This is a genomic window from Acidovorax sp. NCPPB 3576 (genome assembly GCF_028473605.1).
Classification (GTDB): domain Bacteria; phylum Pseudomonadota; class Gammaproteobacteria; order Burkholderiales; family Burkholderiaceae_C; genus Paracidovorax.
Genome location: NZ_CP097267.1, coordinates 1,433,209 through 1,450,565 on the forward strand (window position 1 = coordinate 1,433,209; position 17,357 = coordinate 1,450,565).

The 17,357-nt window shown below is 67.0% G+C and carries 13 protein-coding genes and 1 pseudogene; 10 read left to right on the forward strand and 4 right to left on the reverse strand.

All coding sequences use genetic code 11. The features are described 5' to 3' along the window. Positions 1-27 precede the first annotated feature (27 nt). Positions 28-1,002, forward strand: coding sequence for an alpha-E domain-containing protein (locus M5C98_RS06705; RefSeq protein ID WP_272551772.1), 975 nt, complete (start codon positions 28-30; stop codon positions 1,000-1,002). 28 nt (positions 1,003-1,030) lie between these two features. Here M5C98_RS06705 and M5C98_RS06710 read toward each other — a convergent pair whose 3' ends face one another. The 3 genes from M5C98_RS06710 to M5C98_RS06720 all read right to left on the reverse strand — a co-directional run bounded on the left by M5C98_RS06710 (position 1,031) and on the right by M5C98_RS06720 (position 2,925). Then, on the reverse strand, positions 1,031-1,402 hold the full coding sequence (locus M5C98_RS06710) for a DUF4148 domain-containing protein (protein ID WP_272551774.1): 372 nt from the start codon (positions 1,400-1,402) through the stop codon (positions 1,031-1,033). Between the two features lie 163 nt (positions 1,403-1,565). Further along, positions 1,566-1,895, reverse strand: coding sequence for a VF530 family protein (locus M5C98_RS06715; protein ID WP_272551776.1), 330 nt, complete (start codon positions 1,893-1,895; stop codon positions 1,566-1,568). A gap of 118 nt (positions 1,896-2,013) precedes the next feature. Then, positions 2,014-2,925: a LysR family transcriptional regulator gene (locus M5C98_RS06720; RefSeq protein ID WP_272551778.1), complete on the reverse strand. Its 912-nt coding sequence runs from the start codon at positions 2,923-2,925 to the stop codon at positions 2,014-2,016. A 166-nt stretch (positions 2,926-3,091) separates the two neighbouring features. Between M5C98_RS06720 and M5C98_RS06725 the strand changes: the two genes are divergently transcribed. The 9 genes and pseudogenes from M5C98_RS06725 to M5C98_RS06765 all read left to right on the forward strand — a co-directional run bounded on the left by M5C98_RS06725 (position 3,092) and on the right by M5C98_RS06765 (position 15,023). Further along, complete coding sequence (locus tag M5C98_RS06725; RefSeq protein WP_272551780.1) at positions 3,092-3,931, forward strand: alpha/beta hydrolase; 840 nt, start codon at positions 3,092-3,094, stop codon at positions 3,929-3,931. A gap of 235 nt (positions 3,932-4,166) precedes the next feature. Then, positions 4,167-5,414 (forward strand): efflux RND transporter periplasmic adaptor subunit, encoded by a 1,248-nt coding sequence (locus M5C98_RS06730; RefSeq protein WP_272551781.1) that lies wholly within the window; start codon positions 4,167-4,169, stop codon positions 5,412-5,414. A 25-nt stretch (positions 5,415-5,439) separates the two neighbouring features. After that, a pseudogene (locus tag M5C98_RS06735) lies at positions 5,440-8,679 on the forward strand (efflux RND transporter permease subunit). 17 nt (positions 8,680-8,696) lie between these two features. Continuing rightward, complete coding sequence (locus tag M5C98_RS06740) at positions 8,697-10,190, forward strand: efflux transporter outer membrane subunit (RefSeq protein WP_272551782.1); 1,494 nt, start codon at positions 8,697-8,699, stop codon at positions 10,188-10,190. Positions 10,191-10,374: 184 nt separating this feature from the next. Then, on the forward strand, positions 10,375-11,811 hold the full coding sequence (locus M5C98_RS06745; RefSeq protein ID WP_272551783.1) for an NAD-dependent succinate-semialdehyde dehydrogenase: 1,437 nt from the start codon (positions 10,375-10,377) through the stop codon (positions 11,809-11,811). Positions 11,812-11,962: 151 nt separating this feature from the next. After that, the gene (locus tag M5C98_RS06750) at positions 11,963-12,589 is read left to right on the forward strand and encodes a LysE family translocator (RefSeq protein ID WP_272551784.1); all 627 of its coding nucleotides are present in this window, start codon (positions 11,963-11,965) and stop codon (positions 12,587-12,589) included. 428 nt (positions 12,590-13,017) lie between these two features. Further along, entirely contained in the window at positions 13,018-13,542 is a 525-nt protein-coding gene (locus tag M5C98_RS06755) for a GNAT family N-acetyltransferase (RefSeq protein WP_272551785.1), read from the forward strand. A 35-nt stretch (positions 13,543-13,577) separates the two neighbouring features. Beyond that, a complete protein-coding gene (locus M5C98_RS06760; protein ID WP_272551786.1) occupies positions 13,578-14,555 on the forward strand; it encodes a hypothetical protein in 978 nt (325 codons plus the stop codon). A 3-nt stretch (positions 14,556-14,558) separates the two neighbouring features. Next, positions 14,559-15,023 (forward strand): hypothetical protein, encoded by a 465-nt coding sequence (locus M5C98_RS06765; RefSeq protein WP_272551787.1) that lies wholly within the window; start codon positions 14,559-14,561, stop codon positions 15,021-15,023. Positions 15,024-15,165: 142 nt separating this feature from the next. On the opposite strand, the gene M5C98_RS06770 is transcribed toward M5C98_RS06765, so the two are convergent. Beyond that, positions 15,166-17,271 carry a TonB-dependent siderophore receptor gene (locus M5C98_RS06770; protein ID WP_272553186.1) on the reverse strand — a complete coding sequence of 702 codons (2,106 nt, stop codon included), beginning with the start codon at positions 17,269-17,271 and terminating at the stop codon, positions 15,166-15,168. Positions 17,272-17,357: the final 86 nt, after the last annotated feature.

A 17,357-nucleotide genomic window follows, 5' to 3' on the forward strand; every position in this document is an offset into this window, starting at 1 on the left:
CGATCGTCTTTTGCCCGAGGAGAACGCATGCTGAGCCGCACCGCCGATCACTTGTTCTGGATGTCCAGGTACACCGAAAGAGCGGAGAACACCGCCCGCATGCTCAATGTGAGCTACGAGACCTCGCTGCTTCCGCAGTCCGCCGCAGTGGCGCAGGAAAGCTGGCTGGGCCTGCTGTCGATCAGCGAGCTGATCCCTGCCTACACCGCGCGGCACGGCGAGGTCACGCGTGAAGGGGTGCTGGAGTTCATGGTGCGCGACGGCAACAACCCGTCATCCATCCTGTCGTGCCTGCGCGCTGCGCGGGAGAACGCACGGGCCGTGCGCGGCGCGCTCACCACCGAGGTGTGGGAGACGCAGAACCAGACCTGGCTGGAGCTGCATCGCCAGCTGGAAGGCAGCCTGTTCGAGCGCGATCCGGGCCAGTTCTTCGAATGGGTCAAGTACCGCTCGCACCTGTCGCGCGGCGTGACGCTGGGCACCATGCTGCAGGACGAGGCCTTCCATTTCCTGCGGCTGGGCACGTTCCTTGAGCGGTCGGACAACACCGCGCGGCTGCTGGACGTGAAGTTCCACGCCGTGCAGAGCGATTTCCATGGCTCCGGCACGCGCGACCGCAGCCGCGCCGCGCCGCAGGAGTTCGACTTCTACCACTGGAGCGCCATCCTGCGCAGCGTGTCGGCGTTCGAGGTGTACCGCCGCGTGTACCGCGACGTCATCACGCCCGAGCGCGTGGCCGACCTGCTCATCCTGCGCCGCGACATGCCGCGCTCGCTGCACGCCAGCCTGCACGAAGTGGGCGAGAACCTCGCCGTGGTGGCCAACGACCAGTCGTCGGAAACCCTGCGCAAGGCAGGCCGGCTGCTGGCCGACCTGCGCTATGGCCGCATCGACGAGATCCTGTCCACCGGGCTGCATGCGTACCTCACGCAGTTCCTGGACCGGGTGAACGAGCTGGGCGCGGGCATCAGCCGCGATTTCCTGGTGCCGGTGCCGGCCTGAAAGCGCATCGGGCGCTGCCCGCATTCGCTCAAGGGGCTGGCTGTGGCGCCGTGTGGCCAGCCACCGCTGCGCCGCCGGGGGCGCGGCACTCGGGCACCGCCCGGTTCACGGGTTGGGTGGGCACGCCATAGGCCTGCATCGCCATGGCTTCCATTTCGCCCGAAGCCCGCGCGCACTGCAATTCGGCGATCACTTCGGCGCGCGTGCGGCCTGCGGGGGCATCCATGGAAACCACCGAGGGCGAGGGCGTGGCAGCGGCGCTCGAATTCGCCGGGATGTTGCCACTGCTGCTGGCCTGGGCCAGGGCCAAGGAACAGGCCAGCAGGGCGCAGGCAGCGAGGGCCGTGCGGCCCACGGCGTTGGCGGGCGCCGCTGGGCGGAGATGGAAAACGGTGGGCATGAAGGGCTCCTTGGGGCTTGGGTGTTCGGACAGGCCCATGCCTTTCCGTGCCTCCAATGTGCCCACCGGGGCCTGCCGCCGCGAGCCGATTGCGACGAATGCACGGCCCGTGCGCCCGAACTGCCATGGCGCAGCGCGAGCGGGCCGCCGAGCCCCGCAGCGTTCAGCCCGGACCGCCGCCCTGGCGCTTTTGTTCGCGCAGCATGAACAAATACAGACTCTCGACCTTCTCGCGTGCCCAGGGCGTCTTGCGCAGGAATTTCAGGCTGGACGCCACGCTGGGATCGCTTTCAAAGCAGCGCAAGGCCACGCGCTGGGCCAGGCCTTCCCAGCCGTAGTAGCCGTGCAGCGCGACCACGATGGCTTCGAGCGTGAGTCCGTGCAGCGGGTTGCGCGGCTGCTTGGCCGGTGGCGCAGCCTGCGCTGGGGCCTGGGTCTGAGATGCGGGGGACGAGGGCGTTTCGCCAGGTTCGGGGACTTCGGATTCGGTCATGCAAAGGAGCATACGGCCCGCGCGGCCAGCATGGAGCGGTCCGGCGGGGCTGTGCATCAAAAAAGGCTTCAGCGCAATCAATACTAGGGCAGGTAGCTATGAAAATAATAGCAATCGCTCAGGTCTGCAAATACCGTTCGTTGGCGAACAGCTCCGCCGCCCAGTCCACGAAGGCCCGCACCTTGGCGCTCAGGTGCCGGTTGGGCGGGTACACCACGTAGATCGGAATCGGCGGAATGGACCATTCGGGCAGCAGGCGCACGAGGTCGCCGCGCTCCAGTTGCCGCGCTGCCTGGAACAGCGTGACCTGTCCCACGCCGCGCCCAGCGATCAGGGCGGCGGCGTAGGCATTGGCTTCGTTCACCGCCAGTTGGGACGGGCCGGTGATCTCGATCATTTCGCCGTCGCGCAGAAACTCCAGCGGATAGCGGCGCGTGGACAGCGGCGAGAAATAAATCACGCTCTTGTGGTCGCCCTCCAGATCCAGAGGGTGGCTGGGCGTGCCGTAGCGCTCCAGGTAGGCCGGCGAGGCCACGGTGACGAAGTCCAGGTTGCCGATGCGCCGCGCCACCAGCGACTGGTCGGTCAGCTCGCCGCCGCGGATCACGCAATCGACGTTGTCGCCGATCAGGTCCACCGGCCGGTCGCTCACGCCCAGGTCGATCTGGATGTCGGGAAAGCGGGAGTGGAACTCCTCCAGCCGCGGAATGATGAGCAGCCGCGCCACCGAGGTGCCCACGTCCACGCGCAGCCGGCCGCTGGGCGTGGCGCGCGCGTGCGTCATGCTCGCCTCGATGTCGTCGAAATCGGCGAGCAGGCGCACGGTGCGGTCGTAGTAGGCCGCGCCGTCGGCCGTGACGGTCACGCGCCGCGTGGTGCGGTTGAGCAGCTTCACGCGCAGCCGCGCCTCGAGCGCCTGCACGTACTTGGTGATGGTCGCCTTGGGCAATTGGAGCGAATCGGCTGCCCGCGTGAACGTGCCCGCTTCCACTACCCTTGCAAAAACCCGCATGGCCTGGATCTGGTCCATGGGCCCTCCTTCTCTCTCTGGCCCCGGATGGGGCCAGGGAATTCTCACACGGGCCAGCGCCGCCGATTGTTCGGCAATCGGAAACAGAGCTGTGGCGTTTGCCTGGTTTATCGTCGGCGGCTGCGTCGCTACATTTCACTCACCCGGTCCTTGTCCGGTCAACGCCATGTCCAGCACCCTCACCACACCGCCGCCGTCTTCCACTTGCACCGACACCACCATTGAGGTGGCCAAGGGGCAGGAAGTGGCCGTGCGCATGTATGGCCGCAAGAAGCCCAAGGAAACGCTGCCGCTGGTGGTGCATTTTCATGGCGGCGCCTTCGTGGCGGGCGATCTGGACAATGGCTGCACGGTGGCCCGGCTGCTGGAGCGTGCCGGGGCGCTGGTGGTGTCGGTGGCGTACCCGCTCTCGCCCGACCATCCGTTCCCGCAGCCGGTGGACGCCGGCTATCTGGTGCTCAAGTGGGTGCACAAGCACCGCACGCGCCTGGCCGGCTCCGGCGCCGCGGTGTACGTGGCGGGCGAGGAGGCCGGCGGCAACCTGGCCGCCGGCGTGGCGCTGATGGCGCGCGACCAGTCCCATCCCCCGCTGGCGGGGCAGATCCTGCTGTCGCCCATGCTCGACCCCTGCGGTGCCACGCCTTCGGTGCGTGCCGCCATGGGCGAATCGACCGCCTGCAAGTGGGCCGATGGCTGGCTGCAGTTCCTGCGCTGCACCCGCGATGCCGAACACCCCTATGCCGTGCCCGCGATGGCGCAGCGGCTGGCCGGCTTGCCGCACACCTTGGTGCTGGTGGGCGACGACGATCCCATGCGCGACGAAGCCCTGGCCTACGCCACGCGGCTGCAGTCGGCGGGGTTGCAAGTCACGCAGCACGTGTTCGCCAAGGCCAACCAGTGGCCCGATGCCCTGCTGCAGCCCGGTTCGGGCGAATGTCCCTGTGCGCCCGAGGTTCAGGCGCAGTTCAGCCGTTTCTTCGAGGCCACCCGATGTCCTGCGCCCTGACCCTCACCACCACCGACCTGCCGCGCTGACCAGCGGGGTGCATTGACCTCAACCCCGATTGAGGTTTGATACTGCGATCCGCTCCGGCGAGCCGCACGACCCGCCTTTCGCCGCCTTTCCGCTGTTGACCGCGTTCCCTTTTGTTTCTGGCCCCCGTGGGCCGGAAGGGGCAACCCTTGCCCGATCGATTTCGACTTTTTGCCTTTGCCTTGAAAAAACCCGGAGGACTTCCACCATGAACCCGCAACACACCACCCCTTCCCGTCGCCGCTGGTGGGCCGCCGCTGGCGCCGCGGCCGCCATTGCCGCGGCGGGCGGCACGCTTTTCGGGCTGCCCAGCTCGCACGCCGAATCCCCCGGTCCCGAGGCCGCGCCGCCGGCCGTGCCCGTCTCCGTGGCCGCCGTGCTGCAGCAGGAGATCGCGCTGTGGGACGAGTTTTCGGGCCGGCTCGAAGCCGTGCAGCGCGTGGACATCCGCCCGCGCGTGGGCGGCGCCGTGCAGGCCGTGCATTTCCGTGAAGGCTCGCTGGTCAAGCAGGGCGACCTGCTGGTCACGGTGGACCCTGCGCCCTACGCCGCTGACGTGGACCGCGCCGAAGCCCAGGTGGTCGCCGCACAGGCCCGCGTGTCCTACACCCGCAGCGAAATGGAGCGCGCCACGCGCCTGTGGGAAGAGCGTGCCATCGCCCAGCGCGAGCACGACGAACGCATGAACGCCCAGCGCGAGGCCGATGCCAACCTGCGCGCCGCGCAGGCCGCGCTGCAGACGGCGCGCCTGAACCTGGGCTACACCCAGGTGCGCGCCCCGGTCGCGGGCCGCGTGGGACGCATCGAGGTCACCATGGGCAACCTGGTGGCCGCGGGCGCTGGCGCGCCGGTGCTGACCACGCTGGTGTCGGTGAGCCCGATCTACGCGAGCTTCGACACCGACGAGCAGATCGTGGCGAAGGCGCTGGAGGGCCTGCGTTCGGGCAAGAGCGCGCGCACGCTGATCGAGAGCATTCCGGTGCAGATGGGCACGGGCACGGCCGGCGGCACGCCGCACACCGGCCACCTGCAGCTCATCGACAACCAGGTCGATGCCCGCAGCGGCACGGTGCGCGTGCGCGCCGTGTTCGACAACGCCGACGGCGTGCTCATGCCGGGCCAGTTCGCCCGCATCCGCATGGGCCAGGTGAAGAACACCCAGGCCGTGCTGATCAACGAGCGCGCCGTGGGCACGGACCAGAACAAGAAGTACGTGATGGTGGTGGGCGAAGGCAACAAGGCCGAGTACCGCGAGGTGCAGCTGGGCGCGCCGGTGAACGGCTTGCGCGTCGTCACCTCGGGCCTGAAGGCCGGCGAGCGCATCGTCGTGAACGGCCTGCAGCGCGTGCGCCCTGGCGCCCAGGTCGCCCCGCAGGACGTGCCCATGACCGCCAAGGCCGGCATGGCCGGCGATGGCGCCGAGGCCCGCACCGCCGCCAAGCAGCCCGCGGCGTGATCGCGGAGCGCCAAGAAAGAACGCTATGAATCTCTCCCGCTTTTTCATCGACCGCCCCATCTTCGCCGGGGTGCTGTCGGTGCTCATCTTCCTGTCGGGGCTGATCGCGCTGCGCGCGCTGCCGATCTCGGAATACCCCGAAGTCGCGCCGCCCTCGGTGGTGGTGCGCGCCACCTATCCCGGTGCCAACCCCAAGGTGATCGCCGAGACCGTGGCCACGCCGCTGGAGGAATCCATCAACGGCGTGGAAGGCATGCTCTACATGGGCAGCCAGGCCACCACCGACGGCGTGATGACCCTGACCGTGACGTTCGCTTTGGGCACCGACCCCGACAAGGCCCAGCAGCTGGTGCAAAACCGCGTCTCGCAGGCCGAGCCGCGCCTGCCCGAGGAGGTGCGCCGCTTGGGCATCACGACCGTCAAGAGCGCGCCCGACCTGACGATGGTCGTGCACATGGTCTCGCCCAACGGCCGCTACGGCATCGACTACCTGCGCAACTACGCCGTGCTGAACGTGAAGGACCGGCTCGCCCGCATCCAGGGCGTGGGCCAGGTGCAGATCTTCGGCGGCGGCGATTATTCGATGCGCGCCTGGCTTGACCCGCAGAAGGTCGCGCAGCGCGGCCTGTCGGCGGCTGACGTGGTGGCCGCCATCCGCGGCCAGAACGTGCAGGCCGCGGCCGGCGTGGTGGGGCAGTCGCCCGGCCTGCCCGGCGTGGACATGCAACTGTCGATCAATGCGCAGGGCCGCCTGCAGACCGAAGAGTAGTTCGGCGACATCATCGTGAAGACCGGCAGCGACGGCGCGGTGACGCGCCTGCGCGACGTGGCCCGGCTGGAGCTGGGCGCGGCCGACTACTCGCTGCGCTCGCTGCTCAACAACGACCCGGCCGTGGGCATGGGCGTGTTCCAGGCACCGGGCTCCAACGCGCTCGACATCTCGTCGAACGTGCGCAAGACCATGGCCGAGCTGCAAAAGAACATGCCCGAAGGCGTGGAGTTCCGCATTGCCTACGACCCGACGCAGTTCGTGCGCGCCTCCATCAAGTCGGTGATCCAGACCCTGCTGGAAGCCGTGGCGCTGGTGGTGGTCGTGGTGATCCTGTTCCTGCAGACTTGGCGCGCCTCCATCATTCCGCTGCTGGCCGTGCCGGTGTCGGTGGTGGGCACGTTCGCGGTGCTGCACCTGCTGGGTTTCTCGATCAACGCGCTCTCGCTGTTCGGCCTGGTGCTGGCCATCGGCATCGTGGTGGACGACGCCATCGTGGTGGTGGAGAACGTGGAGCGCAACATCGAGGCGGGACTGACCCCGCGCGAGGCCACCTACCGCGCCATGCGCGAAGTGTCCGGCCCCATCATCGCCATCGCGCTGGTGCTGGTGGCGGTGTTCGTGCCGTTGGCGTTCATCAGCGGGCTCACGGGGCAGTTCTACCGCCAGTTCGCGGTGACCATCGCGATCTCCACGGTGATCTCGGCGATCAATTCGCTCACGCTGTCGCCCGCCCTGAGCGCGCTCTTGCTCAAGGGCCACCATGAACCGAAGGATGCGTTGACGCGCGGCATGGACAAGGTGCTGGGCGGGTTCTTCCGCCGCTTCAACAGCGTGTTCCACCGGGGTTCCGAGGCCTACAGCGGCGGCGTCAAGCGCGTCATCGGCCGCAAGGCGCTGATGCTGGTGATCTACGCCGCGCTGGTGGCGGCCACCTGGGGCCTGTTCAAGATCGTGCCGGGCGGCTTCGTGCCGGCGCAGGACAAGCAGTACCTGGTGGGCTTTGCGCAGTTGCCCGACGGCGCCACGCTGGACCGCACCGAGGACGTGATCCGCCGCATGGGCGAGATCGTCAAGAAGAACCCGAACGTGGAAGACGCCATCGCCTTCCCGGGCCTGTCGATCAACGGCTTCACCAACAGCTCCAACTCCGGCATCGTGTTCGTCACGCTCAAGCCCTTCGCCGAGCGCGGCCGCGCGGACCAGGGCGGCGGTGCCGTCGCGGGCCAGTTGAACCAGGCCTTCGGCAGCATCCAGGATGCGTTCATCGCCATGTTCCCGCCGCCCCCGGTGGCCGGCCTGGGCACGACGGGCGGCTTCAAGCTGCAGATCGAAGACCGTGCCTCGCTGGGCTACGAGGCCATGGACGCCGCCGTGAAGGCCTTCATGGGCAAGGCGTACCAGACGCCGGAACTCGCTGGCCTGTTCACGAGCTGGCAGGTCAACGTGCCGCAGCTGTACGCCAACATCGACCGCACCAAGGCGCGGCAACTGGGCGTGCCGGTGACGGACATCTTCGAGACGCTGCAGATCTACCTGGGCAGCCTGTATGCCAACGACTTCAACCAGTTCGGGCGCACCTACAGCGTGCGCGTGCAGGCCGATGCGGCCTTCCGGGCGCGGGCCGAGGACGTGGGCCTGCTCAAGGTGCGTTCCACCACGGGCGAGATGGTGCCGCTGTCGGCACTGATGAAGCTCGAGCCCAGCTTCGGCCCCGAGCGCGCCATGCGCTACAACGGCTTCCTGTCGGCGGACGTGAACGGCGGGCCCGCACCCGGCTTCTCGTCGGGCCAGGCGCAGGCCGCCATCGAGCGCATCGCCGCCGAGACGCTGCCGCAGGGCATCGGCTTCGAGTGGACCGAGCTGACCTACCAGGAAATCCTGGCCGGCAATTCCGCCGTGCTGGTGTTCCCCATCGCGATCCTGCTGGTGTTCCTGGTGCTGGCCGCGCAGTACGAAAGCCTCACGCTGCCCATCGCCATCATCCTGATCGTGCCCATGGGCCTGCTGGCTGCGATGACGGGCGTGTGGCTGTCAGGCGGCGACAACAACGTGTTCACGCAGATCGGGCTCATCGTGCTGGTGGGGCTGTCGGCGAAGAACGCCATCCTGATCGTGGAGTTCGCCCGCGAGCTGGAGTTTGCCGGCCGCACGCCCGTGCAGGCCGCCATCGAGGCCAGCCGCCTGCGGCTGCGCCCCATCCTGATGACGTCGCTGGCGTTCGTGATGGGTGTGCTGCCGCTGGTGCTGTCCACCGGCGCGGGCGCAGAGATGCGCAGCGCCATGGGCGTGGCGGTGTTCGCCGGAATGATCGGGGTGACGGCCTTCGGCCTGTTCCTCACGCCGGTGTTCTACGTGGCGCTGCGCCGCTTGGCCGGCAACCGGCCGCTGCAGCAGCACGGCAGCCACACCGCGCCCTTGACCGATACCTCCGGGACCGGCGCTGGCGCCGTGGCCCACCCCGTGCTGGCGTCGCCGCGCGGGCATAACGAATGAGCGAAGGAGTTCATGCGATGACTGCCCCCTTGAAGTCGATTTTTCTGCCGTCCTGGTCCCGCCTGGCGCCGCTGGCGGCCGCCCTGGTGTTGGCCGGCTGCATGAGCAGCCCGGTCGCCCCCGTGCCCGAGCATGCCGGCGTGGCCGTGCCGGCCACGTTCAGCGAGGCCGACGGCGCGCGGTCGTGGACCACCGCGCCCCCTGCCGAGGCGCAGCCGCGTGGCGAGTGGTGGCTGGGATTCCAGGACCCGGTGCTGAACGGCCTGGTGGAGCGCGCCGGCCGCGGCAACACCACCGTGCAGGAGGCCGCGGCGCGGCTGGCCGAAGCGCGGGCGCTGCTGCGCTCGGCCGATGCCAACCGCGCGCCGCAGGTGGGCGTGTCCACCGGCGTGTCGCGCCAGGCGGGCGCCAACACCGCCACGGGCGGCCCGGTGCCGGCCACGCTGGCCACGGCCGGCCTGAACGTGTCGTATGAGCTGGACCTGTTCGGCCGCCTGTCGCAGGCCAGCGATGCCGCGCGGCTCGATGCCCAGGCGCGCGATGCGCTGCTGCAAAGCACGCGCCTCATGGTGCAGGCCGACGTGGCGCAGACCTATCTGCAATGGCGCGCGGTGCAGGCCGAGCGCGTGCTGGTGGACGAAAGCCTGGCCGCCTACCGCGACACGCTGCGCCTCACCCAGCGCCGCTACCAGGCGGGCGACGTGGCCGAGCTGGACCTGGCGCGCGTGCAGACCGAGGTGGCCGCCACCGAATCGGAGGCTCTCGCGCTGGAGCGCCAGCAGGTGCTGCTGAACAATGCGCTCGCGGTGCTGGTGGGCGACGTGGCGAGCGGTTTCGCCGTGGCGCCTGCGGGCAGTGCAGGCAGTGCAGGCGCTGCCGGCGAAGCGGTGCTGCCCGTGATCCCGGCGGGCGTGCCCGGCACGGTGCTGGCGCGCCGGCCCGACGTGTCGGCGGCGCAGGCTTCGGTGATGGCAGCGCAGGCCCGCGTGGGCGTGGCGCAGGCGGCGTGGTTTCCGGCCGTCACGCTCACGGGCAATGGCGGCTATGCCTCGCCCGAACTGGGCGACCTGTTCAAGTGGTCGGCCCGGTCGTGGGGCATCGGCGCGCTGCTGTCGCTGCCGATCTTCGACGGCGGCCAGCGCGCCGCGCAGGAAGAGAGCGCCCGCGCCCGCCTGGAAGGCGCCCTGGCCGCGCACCGGGGCCAGGTGCTCACCGCGTTCCGCGAGGTCGAGGACCAGCTGGGCGCCTTGCGCCTGCTGGCGGGCCAGGCCGAGGCACAGGGCCGCGCCGTGCAGGCCGCCGCGCGCGCCACGCAGCTATCGGACTCGCGCTACCGCAACGGCCTGGTGAGCCAGCTCGAACTGCTGGACGCGCGCCGCAGCGAACTGCGCAACCGCCGCCAGGCGCTTCAGGTGCGCACCGCGCAGTACACCGCGACGGTGGGGCTCATCCGCGCGCTGGGCGGGGGCTGGGGCGACGCGCCCGCACAGGTGGCGGCAGCGCGGCCTTGATCCGCTGCGTGTCCGCGCGTGGCGCGGCCCCGGCCCCGCGCGCGCTTTGGGGATGTAACCGCGCGGACTGCACGGGCCGGCGAACGGGCCTATAGTTGCCCGTTGCTGCCGCGCAGCCTAGGCCCCCGCGGCAGGGTTCGCCCCCTTCTTTTCACCCATCCCCGACAGCAGGAGCATTCACACAATGAGTTACCCCAGCACCCGCCTTTTCATCGCCGGCCAATGGCAGGACGCCGCCGACGGCAAATCCATCGCCGTGCACAACCCTGCCACCGGCAAGGAAATCGGGCGCGTGGCGCATGCGGGCAAGGCCGACCTGGACCGTGCCTTGGAGGCCGCGCAAAAGGGCTTCGAGGCCTGGCGCGACATTCCCGCGGTGGACCGCGCCAAGACCATGCGCCGCGCCGCCGCCCTGATGCGCGAGCGCGCCGACGCCATCGCCGCGATCATGGTGCAGGAGCAGGGCAAGCCCCTGGCCGAGGCCCGCATGGAAACCATGGCCTCCGCCGACATCATCGAGTGGTTCGCCGACGAATCGCAGCGCGTGTATGGCCGCATCGTGCCGTCCCGCAACCTGGCCGCGCGCCAGATGGTCGTGAAGGACCCCGTGGGCCCCGTGGCGGCGTTCACGCCCTGGAACTTCCCGATCAACCAGGTGGTGCGCAAGCTGGCCGCGGCCCTGTCGGCCGGCTGCTCCATCCTCGTGAAGGCGCCGGAAGAAACGCCGGCCAGCCCGGCCGAGCTGATCCGCGCGTTCGCCGATGCCGGCGTGCCCGCGGGCGCCGTGGGGCTGGTCTATGGCGACCCGGCCGAGATCTCCAACTACCTCATCCCGCACCCGATCATCCGCAAGGTGACCTTCACCGGCTCTACGCCCGTGGGCAAGCAGCTGGCGGCCCTGGCTGGCAAGCACATGAAGCGCGTGACCATGGAGCTGGGCGGCCACGCCCCGGTGATCGTGGCGGAGGACGCCGACGTCGAGCTGGCCATCAAGGCCGCGGGCGGTGCCAAGTTCCGCAACGCGGGCCAGGTGTGCATCTCGCCCACGCGGTTCCTGGTGCATGAAAGCATCCGCGCCGAGTTCGTGGCCGCGCTGTCGCGCCACGCGCAGGGCCTCAAGGTGGGCAACGGCCTGGCCGAAGGCACGCAGATGGGCCCGCTGGCCAATCCGCGCCGCATCACCGCCATGGCCGACCTGATGGCCGACGCCGTGCAGCAGGGCGCGCAACTGGCCACCGGCGGCGAACGCATCGGCAGCGAAGGCAACTTCTTCCAGCCCACGGTGCTCAACGACGTGCCGCTGTCGGCCCGCATCTTCAACGAAGAGCCCTTCGGCCCCGTGGCCGCGGTGCGCGGCTTCGAGAAGATCGAGGACGCCATCGCCGAAGCCAACCGCCTGCCGTTCGGCCTGGCGGGCTATGCCTTCACGCGCTCGCTCAAGAACGCGCACCTGCTGGCCCAGCGGCTGGAGGTCGGCATGCTCTGGATCAACCAGGCCGCCGCTCCGGCAGCCGAGTTGCCCTTCGGCGGGCTGAAGGACTCGGGCTACGGCTCCGAAGGCGGCTCCGAAGCGGTGGAAGCCCACCTGAACACGCGCCTCGTGTCGATCATGAACGTGTGATCGAACGACCGGCCGATTTGGCCGTTTGAAAGGGCCGCGCTGCAAGGCGCGGCCCTTTTTGCATTTCGGGATGGCTGGTGTGCCGATGGGCGGTCAAGGCGGTGCCGAGGTGCGCGGGAGGCCGCGCCAAGGGCGGCCGTATCATCGCCCGATGCTGACTCTCGCCCAACTGCTCTCGTCCCTGTTCGCCGCCGTGCTCATCACCGCCACGCCGGGTCCGGACAACCTCATGGTGCTGGGCGTGGGCATGTCCCGGGGGCGCTGGCAGGGCATCGTCTTCGGCCTGGGTTGCGCGCTGGGCTGCCTGAGCCACACGGTGCTGGCGGTGGTGGGCGTGAGCGCGCTGATCGCCGCATCGCCCGTCGCCTTCACCGTCTTGAAATGGTTGGGCGGCGCGTATCTCGTGTGGCTGGGCATCCAGGCGCTGCGCAGCACGGGCGCGGGCCGCGTGGCGGCCTCGGGCGCACCCGCGCAGTCGCTGCGCAGCCTGTTCTTCAAGGGCATGGTCGCCAACGCGATCAATCCCAAGGTGGTGCTGTTCTTCCTGTCGTTCCTGCCGCAGTTCGTGGTGCCGGCGCAAGGCCAGGTGGGCTGGCAGCTCGGCGTGCTGGGGCTGGTGTTCACGGCGCAGGCGGCCGTTCTGTTCGGGCTGCTGGGGTACTTCGCCGGCACCATCGGCGCCTGGCTGAACCGCCGGCCCCGCGCCGGCCTGTGGCTGGACCGGGTGGCCGGCGCAGTGTTCGTGGGGCTGGGCCTGAAGATGATCGCGGGCCGCTAGCGGCCCGCCCGGGCCCTTGGGGCCCCATTGTTCAGTCCTCCATTGCAGGCCCGGCGGGCGCTCACCTGACATCCCTTGTCTTGACGATGAATGCGCGGTCCAGTCAGGCATGGCTTCTGATGCACTTCGCAATGCAATGCGGTGCTTGGCTCGCGTGGCGTTATTCGTGGCGCTCAGAGTGATCGGTGCTTTGCACTAAAACGGTTTGCAACAAATTGCTTTAAACGGACAAGCCCCAAACCGTTAGAGTTCAACGCGTTAATTGCTTGAGCATTATTTGAAATGCTTATAGGGCCGCAATGGAAAACTTCAGGGTGTTTTTAATGCCCTGCCCCTGATACGAATGGCCGGTCTGTGGACGAAGTCCAGTGGGTTTTAGATTCCCAGTGTTTTGCCTCGTATTTTAATAAATTATAGGGAGAATAAAAATGATCAATTTCCTGTCCAGTTGGCGCGCGCGGCGCCGACTCGCTCACGTTCCGAAGATCACCATGGATGTGACAAGAAATTACTACATGACGTTCACCGCGCCCAATCCAGACGTGAAAGTTGTCATCAGGAATCAAGAGGGCATGACGGTGGGGGAAGCCTGTTATGCAGTCTCGCCGTTGAACGACCGGGTTTATGTCTATGACGTCGAAATTCTCAGCGCCTATCGAAGGCAGGGCTATGGCACCGCCTTGCTGAGTTTTTTGGCCCAGAACTACAAGATTCCAATCACCGTGGTGAGAGAACTCTCCAGTTCCTGTGGGTTTTGGCGATTTGCCAGAAGCCTGGGTAGCGCTGGCATTCACTTCACCCAACAACTGTCAGTCTCCGAGATGGCGATCGAGTCGGAGCGTTGGGCGCACCTGCAGCCACAGTCTCCAAAGCTCCATGAAACGGTCAGGCATCGCCTCGCAGTGGAGAAACAGCCTTGGCGTGATGCCACCACTCGCGGACTCGAAACCTGAAAGAAGTCGGGCGCGCTAATATGCAATAAAAATTGATGGAAGAAATTAAAGAACCGGCTGATAGTGCAGAGCTGAGGAATGTTTCAATGAAGAATCATGCAGTTTTCATAATTGGAGGAATATTAATTTCTGGAGGCGTCGTCGCGGTGGCACATTGGCAAGATGATGCCTTGATAATAAATGAATCCGTCGAAATCGCTCCTTTCGTCAATTCAACTCCTGCACCGTTGGTACGCAGTGCATCCAGCACCCTCGATACGGCTGACAAAAGCGCTCTCCCGGCGGCGAGTACCAAAGCGCTTGTCAGCGGTTTGAAAGCACCGGCACGCCCTGTTTGGGAGGGCGTGGTTGACTACCGCCAAGGTAAAAAAGGGCGGTCGATACAAGAGGAAGTCATTGCAGGACTTTCTTTTTGTGCCTCTGCCGAACTAAAAAGGGAAGCAGCGGTGGCAGAGAAGAGTCGCACAGGGGTGACAGCCCAAACTGCGGCCCTTGACTCCATGGTGCAGGCCCAAAGCGAGATATGTACTCGCCTCTCAGACGCCGACTACGAACTGCGCTCGGAGATTCTGGGCATTTGGGCCAAAGAAGGTGATTTGGAGGCGATGGTCGCTTTCTACACAGCAGGCCCACTCGGCAAATGGGGTGCAACCACGGGGCCTCAAACCCTCGAGAACCCGAGAATAAAAGAGTGGCAGTCGCAGGCAGTGTCATGGTTGAACGTGGCCGCACAACAAGGACAGATCGGAGCCCTGTTGCTCCTTTCGGATGTGTACGACAACCAGCCGGCAGCCGAGCGTCCAAATGCGGTTTTCAGTGATCTTTACGATCCCGTGCGCTCTTACGCCTATGCGCACGCATGGCATTACTTGGTGGGTCGTGATGAATCAAAACGCCAAGCCTTGCTCAAGAGTGATTTTCTCAAGGGAGCTGAAGCCGGGCTTTCTAAGGAGCAGCGCGACCTGGGACGCACCGAGTCAAAACGAATCATCGACTCATTGAACAGAAATTAATTCATGAAGAAGATCAAAAAGAAAATAATTGCCGCGAGCCTCGTTTCTCTGGCGCTTATTGTTGTAGCTGCTGATTATGGTCGTTTTCTTTGTAATAACTGTTCTTCCATGCCTCCGTCTCAGGAAGATATCGTGTTTTTCGTGCGTACCGTTGTGAACTATGAGGTCAAAGCTTGGGTTAAAGGGGATAGTTTTGCGTTATGCAATGGGTCTGTTTGTCAGCAGCTTATTAATGAAACGGCGGATGCCAAAATATTCGCTTATGGAATTCCGTATCCAGATCCTAGAGCGGGATATAAGCGTGAAGGCAGTATCATCGCAGGTGGGGGTGGGAATTTTTACCCCGGAGAGTCGGTCTATTTTGGTGGTGGACCAAGTCTGGGTGATGGAAATGGGACGGTCATTGTTGGCGCTATTGGCAGGGAATGTACGATTTTTAATTCCTGGGAGTATGCCCATTGGTGTTGACTGAAGATTATCCAGTTCAAAATTCGATCACCGCATGCCTATATTCGATAAATGACCGAGGAAGTCAATTCGTCGTGGTGGATGAACGCGGCTCGCCATCGATAGCGAAGGCGAGCCGCGCGCTGCGATCCAGGCCTTTCGGTCAGAACCGATACGTGCCCGTCATCGTGTAGGTGCGCCGCTGGCCGTAGAAGCAATCGCCGCGCGCCAGGCACTGGGTGATCTGCACCTTGTCGGCCAGGTTGACCACGTTGAAGGCCAGGCGCCAGCTGCCGGCGTCGTAGGCCGCCATGGCATCGGCGATGAGCGCCGATGGCGTGGTGATGGCGGTGGTGCCGGTCCATTGCGAGCCGGTGTAGCGCACGCCGGCGCCCACCGTCCAGCCGCCTCGCCCTTCGGCCGCGAAGCGGTGCATGAGCCAGCTCGATGCCGTGTGCTTGGGCACGCTGGCCACGGGCAGGCCCTGGTCGCCGGCGTTGCTGCGCGAGATGACGGCGTCGGTGTAGGCGTAGCCCACCGTCCAGTCCCAGCTGCGGGCCAGGCTGGCGGTCATCTCGGCCTCGAAGCCCTTGGTCTTCACCTCGCCGATCTGCAGGCTGTTGAGCGGGTTGGAGGGGTCGTTGGTCTTGCGGTTCTTCTCGCGCAACTGGTACACGGCGGCATAGGCGCTGATGCCCCGGTCCTGCGGCTGCCACTTCACGCCGGCTTCCCACTGCTCGCCGCGCTGGGGCTTGAACGGGGTGCCGAAGAAGTCCACGCCGCCCAGCGGCTGGAACGATTCGGAGTAGCCCACGTACGGTGCCCAGCCGCCATCGGCCTGGTAGGTGGCGCCCACGCGCTTGGTCCAGGCGGTGTCGTCCACGGCGGCGGCGGGGCGGCCGACCGTCTCGGTCTTGGCGCTGTCGTGGCGCAGGCCGAGCGTGGCCGTCCAGCGGCCCCAGCGGATCTGGTCCTGGGCGTAAAAGCCCAACTGGCGCTGGGTGACGTTGGGCTGGCGCACCAGCGCGGAGGCCGAGGGCGCGGTGAAGTTGCCATACACCGGCGCGTACGCATCGATGCCCGAGATGGTCTGGAACCACGAGGACTGGCTGGTTTCGTTGCGCTGCGCGTCCATGCCGGCGAGCAGCGTGTGCTCGGTGGCGCCAGCCTGCACCTTGCCTTCGATCTGCGTATCCGCCAGCAGCAGGCGGCTGGAGTTGACCTGCCAGGAGGCGTCGCGCAGCAGCGTGCGGTTGTCCGCTTCGAACACCGGGCGCGCCGGCCGGCCGGTGGCGCGGTTGGCGGAGAAGCTGGTGTAGATGCTGCGGTAGTCCACCTCGCTCACGGTGCGGCGCAGGTTCTGGCGCACGGTCCAGTTATCGTTCAGGCGGTGGCTGAACAGGTAGCCCCAGGAGTTGTTCTCGGTGTCGAAGGCGTCCCAGCCCGGTTCGCTGATGAAGGTCGAGGTCGGGATCTGGCCGTAGGGGCTGGACAGCCGCGTGCCCTGCCAGGGGAAGAAGCCGATCAGCGAGCCGCTCTGGTCCTTCTGGTGCGTGAACTGCAGCGTGAGCGAGGTGGCCGCGTTGGGCTTCCAGGTGAGCGACGGGGCGAGGATGAGGCGGTCGTCGCTCACGTGGTTGACCTGCGAGTCGCTGTCGCGGCCTACGGCCACGAGCCGGTAGAGCCACTCGCCGTCCTGCGTGAGCGGGCCCGTCATGTCGGCGGCGATCTGCTTGCGCGCGTAGTTGCCCAGCTGCACCTGCACTTCGCGCAGCGGCTCGGCCTGCGGGCGCTTGCTGGTGAGGTTGAGCACACCGCCCACGCTGCCCTGGCCGTACAGCACGGACGAGGGGCCGCGCAAAAATTCGACGCGCTCCAGCAGGTAGGGTTCGGCCTTGGTGTTGTTGTAGGTGCCGTAGGTGCGCATCAGGCCGTCCTGGTACTGTGTCACGCTGCCGCCGCGCGCCGTGAAGCTGTCCACCCGGCTGTCGAAGTAGTTGGACACCATGCCGGCGGTGTAGGCCGTGGTCTGGCGCAGGGTCAGCGCGCCTTGCGCCTCCATCTGGTCGCGCGTGACGACGCTGATGGCCTGCGGGGTTTCGATGAGCGGCGTGTCGGTCTTGGTGGCCGACAGCGCCCGCTTGGCGACGAAGCCGCTGACGGGCGCGGTGGGGCTTTCCTGCTCGGTGCCGGCCTTGACGGTCACGGGGGCCAGGGTGGTTTCGGCCACGGGCGCGGCGGTCTGCGCATGGGTTGCTGAGGTACCCATGCCGCACAGCAGCGCGATCGCGGTGTGCAAGGCGGCAGCCAGGGGCAGGGGGCGGCAGGGCGTGCCATGGGAGCGCGGGGTGCGCG